This is a genomic window from Streptomyces sp. NPDC059477 (assembly GCF_042749375.1).
Classification (GTDB): Bacteria; Actinomycetota; Actinomycetes; order Streptomycetales; family Streptomycetaceae; genus Streptomyces.
This window is the reverse complement of record NZ_JBHYUG010000135.1, coordinates 1-4,460: the sequence shown is the minus strand read 5'-3', so window position 1 is coordinate 4,460 and position 4,460 is coordinate 1. Positions and strand designations below refer to the sequence as shown.

4 protein-coding genes and 1 tRNA gene are annotated in these 4,460 nt (G+C 72.9%); 2 read left to right on the top strand and 3 right to left on the bottom strand.

The genetic code is table 11. The features are described 5' to 3' along the window. Nucleotides 1-302: 302 nt before the first annotated feature. Nucleotides 303-875 carry a hypothetical protein gene (locus tag ACFXAZ_RS37130; protein ID WP_384600684.1) on the bottom strand — a complete coding sequence of 191 codons (573 nt, stop codon included), beginning with the start codon at nucleotides 873-875 and terminating at the stop codon, nucleotides 303-305. A 142-nt stretch (nucleotides 876-1,017) separates the two neighbouring features. Between ACFXAZ_RS37130 and ACFXAZ_RS37125 the strand changes: the two genes are divergently transcribed. Both ACFXAZ_RS37125 and ACFXAZ_RS37120 read left to right on the top strand, forming a co-directional pair. Next, nucleotides 1,018-1,722, top strand: a complete 705-nt coding sequence (locus ACFXAZ_RS37125) for a response regulator transcription factor (RefSeq protein WP_384600681.1) — start codon at nucleotides 1,018-1,020, stop codon at nucleotides 1,720-1,722. After that, nucleotides 1,719-3,125 carry a sensor histidine kinase gene (locus ACFXAZ_RS37120; protein WP_384600679.1) on the top strand — a complete coding sequence of 469 codons (1,407 nt, stop codon included), beginning with the start codon at nucleotides 1,719-1,721 and terminating at the stop codon, nucleotides 3,123-3,125. Before ACFXAZ_RS37125 ends, ACFXAZ_RS37120 begins: the two co-directional genes overlap by 4 nt. Before the next feature lie 419 nt (nucleotides 3,126-3,544). Here ACFXAZ_RS37120 and ACFXAZ_RS37115 read toward each other — a convergent pair. Together ACFXAZ_RS37115 and orn are read right to left on the bottom strand one after the other, a co-directional pair. Beyond that, nucleotides 3,545-3,617, bottom strand: a tRNA-His gene (locus ACFXAZ_RS37115). A gap of 116 nt (nucleotides 3,618-3,733) precedes the next feature. Next, entirely contained in the window at nucleotides 3,734-4,336 is a 603-nt protein-coding gene (orn, locus tag ACFXAZ_RS37110; RefSeq protein WP_384600676.1) for an oligoribonuclease, read from the bottom strand. Nucleotides 4,337-4,460: the final 124 nt, after the last annotated feature.

Below are 4,460 nucleotides of genomic sequence, written 5' to 3'. Positions count from 1 at the left end.
ACACCCCGGGGGCTCCCCCCCCCCCCCCCCCCCGCGCCCTGTGGCGGGCCGTGGGTGTTTTTCAACACCCCCCCCCCCCCCCCCCACAGCCCCTCGCCTCCCGTGCTCCCCTCAACTGCATCATCTGGAGCGCCGGGCAGGCCTTGCACCTGCATCTCCCCACAGGAAGTGGGGCGTCTTTCCTTGGACCACCAACGCACGGGCAGTGACCGGGTGTTCCGGGCGGCTGCTCTGTGATCAGCTTACCGTATTCCCGGAGTGCGAACGAACGACCGGGCCCGGCGTGTCGCCCCGAATCGCCGCTAGTAGGTCTCGACGTTCACCCGGGGCGGACCGTCGTGCCAGGTGCAGAACACCGACACCCGCTCCTCGCCCGAGGAGAACTCCACCCGGATCCAGGTCGACGTGGGCCACACCTGCATCGACCAGCCGGTGGCGGGCGTCGCCGACACGAAGGACGCGGAGGTGTCGCCGATGTCGAAGACCGCGCGCCCGCCCTCGGTGTCGTAACTGCGGACCTCACCGGAGGCGGCGGAGGCCGACGCGGGCGGGGCGGTGGTCGAGGAGGGGGCGTCGGGGGTGCCGGCCGCAGCCGGGGAGGAGGCCGGGCCGGGCGGCGTCGGGCGCTCGCTCGCGGCGGCGGCCGAGGTGTCCGGCTCCGGCGGCCCCGAGGGCTCCGGACGCTCCGACGGGGTGGGCGTGGCCTGCGGATCATCCGGCGGCTCGGGGGACTCGGCGGCCACCGTGACCGACAGGGCGCGCGGCGGGTCGTACGCCGTCGCCACCATCACCGTGTGCACGCCCCACCACGACAGCGTGACCGCCGCGCCCGTGGCGAGCGACCAAGCCAGAAGGTGTACGAATCCACGCAGCATCGCGCCATAGTGCCTCACCCGCACCGGCGTTGTCCCACCGCCGTCCGGCCGCCGTCCGGCCGCAGCCCCACCGCTGTCCACAACGCGGGAGTTGTCCACAGGGGGCGGATGGGGGTCGCCCGTATGGCGTACGGTGCCGCGCATGGCAAGTGTGCTCGTGGTCGAGGACGACCAGTTCGTACGCTCGGCGCTCATCCGGCATCTGACCGACGCCACGCACACCGTGCGCAGTGTCGGCACGGCGCTGGAGGCGTTGCGCGAGGTCGCCCATTTCCGCTTCGACGTGGTCATCCTGGACCTCGGACTGCCCGATCTGGACGGCGCCGAGGCCCTGAAGATGCTGCGCGGCATCACCGATGTGCCGGTCATCATCGCCACCGCGCGCGACGACGAGACCGAGATCGTGCGGCTGCTCAACGACGGCGCGGACGACTATCTGACCAAGCCGTTCTCCGTGGAGCACCTCTCCGCGCGGATCGCCGCCGTGCTGCGCCGCTCCCGGGCCACGACCGGGGAGGCCCCGCCCTCGCCGGTGCTGCGGGTGGGCGGCCTCACCGTCGACCCGCTGCGCCGCCAGGCCGAGCTGGACGGAGTCCGCCTCGACCTGACCCGCCGTGAGTTCGACCTGCTGGCGTTCCTCGCCGGGCGGCCCGGGGTGGTCGTACCGCGCCGCGAGCTGCTGGCCGAGGTGTGGCAGCAGTCGTACGGCGACGACCAGACGATCGATGTCCATCTGTCCTGGCTGCGCCGCAAGCTCGGCGAGACCGCGGCCCGGCCGCGCTATCTGCACACCCTGCGGGGCGTCGGGGTGAAGCTGGAACCACCGGGAGCGGAGCCGCCGCGATGAGATGGGCACTGGTCAAGGTCTCCCTGGCGGTCACGGCGATGGTCGTGGTCGCCTTCGCGGTCCCGCTCGGCCTGGTCATCAAGGAACTGGCCCGCGACCGCGCGTTCTCCAACGCCGAGCGGGACGCCGCCGAGATCGCGCCCGCGCTGTCCATCACCACCGACCACGAGCAGCTCCGGCGGGCGGTCGCGTCCGCGGGCTCCGGCGACCGGATGGCCGTGCACCTGCCGGCCGACGGCGACGCGGCGGCGGCGGCCGGGATCGGCATGCGGCGCGCGCTGCCCGAGGACATCGAGTCCACCCGGCGGCTGGGCCGCGCCGCCACTGTCCGGGTCCCCGACGGCTCCGCCCTGCTCCAGCCGGTCGCGCTCAGCTCCGGGGAGATAGCGGTGGTCGAGGTGTACGTCGCCGACGCCGCCGTCGGCGCGGGCGTGCACACGGCGTGGACGGTCCTCGCGGGCGTCGGATTCGCCCTGATCGTCGGCTCGGTCGCGGTCGCCGACCGGCTCGGCGCTCGGATGGTGCGGGCCGCCCAGCGGCTGGTCGAGGGCGCCCGTGAACTCGGCGACGGCAAGCTCGGCTCCCGCGTCCCCGAGGAGGGCCCGACCGAACTGCGCCTCGCGGCCGTCGCGTTCAACTCCATGGCCGACCAGGTCGTCCAGCTGCTCGCCAACGAGCGGGAGCTGGCCGCCGATCTGTCCCACCGGCTGCGCACCCCGCTGACCGTGCTGCGGCTCAACGCGGCCTCGCTGGGCGAGGGACCGGCCGCCGAGCAGACCCGCGCGGCCGTCGCCCAGCTGGAGCGCGAGGTCGACACGATCATCCGTACGGCCCGCGAGGCCAAGCCGCAGACCGTCGCCGCCGGGCCGGGCGCCGGGTGCGACGCGGCGGAGGTGGTGCGCGAGCGGATGGTGTTCTGGTCCGCGCTGGCCGAGGACGAGGGCCGCAAGTGGCGGGTGGCGGGCGCGGACACGCCGGTACGGATACCGGTGGTCCGCGCCGATCTGGCCGCCGCGCTCGACGCGCTGCTCGGCAATGTCTTCCGGCACACCCGGGAGGGCACCGCCTTCGCGGTCGACGTGCACAACGGCGAGGACGCGGTGATCGTCCTGGTCTCCGACGCCGGGCCGGGCATCGCCGACCCCGAGGCGGCCATGGCCCGGGGCCGGGGCTCGGGCGCCGACGGCTCGACCGGGCTCGGCCTGGACATCGTGCGCCGGCTCGCCGAGTCCACCGGCGGGGACGTGCGGATCGGCTCCTCCGTGCTCGGCGGCACCGAGGTGCGGGTCTGGATCCAGCTCGCCGGGCACCGCCCGGAGCGGCGAGGGCATCGCGGGGGCGTGCGCAGACGCCGCCCACGCCGGCTGGTCCCGACCTTTAACCGCTCCCGATCCCTCCCTTAAGCCCACCCTAAGAATCCCAACTCGCGCCCGTTACAGGCTATTTGCCGGATTCCGCTTAGCTAGCGTATGCCCTGTTCCCCCAAGGGCATCGCCTCGGCGCCCCGACCTCCCCTGGCAATGGCGCCCTGACACGCCCGGACCCCGAGGGGAGTAACGGGACGCGACACCTTCCCCCCCATTTGGTGTCGCGTCCCATCCCCCGGCGACAGTCCCGCACGGTCCTCCGGCGACCCCGCGCAGCCACTCGCGTCTCCGTCGACCCCGACGGCCAAGGCCACCGGCCGCCTCCACCCGGACGCCTTCTTCGCCGCCCTCCCGGACGACGGCCCTCATCGGCTATGACCCACGCCGGCCCCGACCCGCGACGGACATGACGAAGGGCCGACCCGGTTCGACCGGATCGGCCCTTCGCTTACGAGGGTGAGTGACGGGACTTGAACCCGCGGCCACCTGGACCACAACCAGGTGCTCTACCAACTGAGCTACACCCACCATGACCGGCGGTTGAGACTGTTGTCTCCCCGACCAGCCGAGAAAAAGTGTACAGGGTCCGAAGGGGTGCTCGCGCCCGGCTTTTCCGGGGGGCCCGCGAGGGGGCCCGATCCGGGTTACCGCGCAGGCAGGACGTGCTGTGCGGCGATCGCCCGCGCGGTCTCGGAGTCCGGGCCCGGCTGGGGCACGAAGATCGCCTGGCGGTAGTAGCGCAGCTCCGCGATCGACTCGCGGATGTCGGCGAGCGCGCGATGGTTGCCGTTCTTCTCGGGGCTGTTGAAGTACGCCCTCGGGTACCAGCGGCGGGCCAGTTCCTTGACGCTGGAGACATCCACGATGCGGTAGTGGAGGTAGCTCTCCAGCGTCGGCATGTCACGCAGCAGGAAGCCGCGGTCGGTGCCGACGGAGTTGCCGCACAGGGGGGCCTTGCCCGGCTCCTTGACGTGTTCGCGTACGTACGCGAGGACCTGTTCCTCGGCGTCGGCGAGGGTGGTGCCGCCCGGCAGCTCGGTGAGCAGTCCGGACGCGGTGTGCATCTCCCGTACCACCTCCGGCATCGTCTCCAGGGCGGAGTCCGGCGGACGGACGACGATGTCCACGCCCTCGCCGAGCACATTCAGCTCGGAGTCGGTGACCAGGGCGGCCACCTCGATGAGCGCGTCGTCGGACAGCGAGAGGCCGGTCATCTCGCAGTCGATCCACACCATGCGATCGTTCATGCGACCACCCTACGGCCGACATCGGCACATGCGATGCCCGCGGTACCACCGATCCGGGGCGGGCGGCCCTGGGTCCCGGCCGCTTTCACGTCGCCCGACACGCCGAGGGCGCGGACACCTGGTC

What these genes read in the sequence shown, in the direction of transcription:
- ACFXAZ_RS37130 (WP_384600684.1), bottom strand. Translation starts at nt 875, where the DNA reads ATGCTGCGTGGATTCGTACACCTTCTGGCTTGGTCGCTCGCCACGGGC.
- ACFXAZ_RS37125 (WP_384600681.1), top strand. Translation starts at nt 1,018, where the DNA reads ATGGCAAGTGTGCTCGTGGTCGAGGACGACCAGTTCGTACGCTCGGCG.
- ACFXAZ_RS37120 (WP_384600679.1), top strand. Translation starts at nt 1,719, where the DNA reads ATGAGATGGGCACTGGTCAAGGTCTCCCTGGCGGTCACGGCGATGGTC.
- orn (WP_384600676.1), bottom strand. Translation starts at nt 4,336, where the DNA reads ATGAACGATCGCATGGTGTGGATCGACTGCGAGATGACCGGCCTCTCG.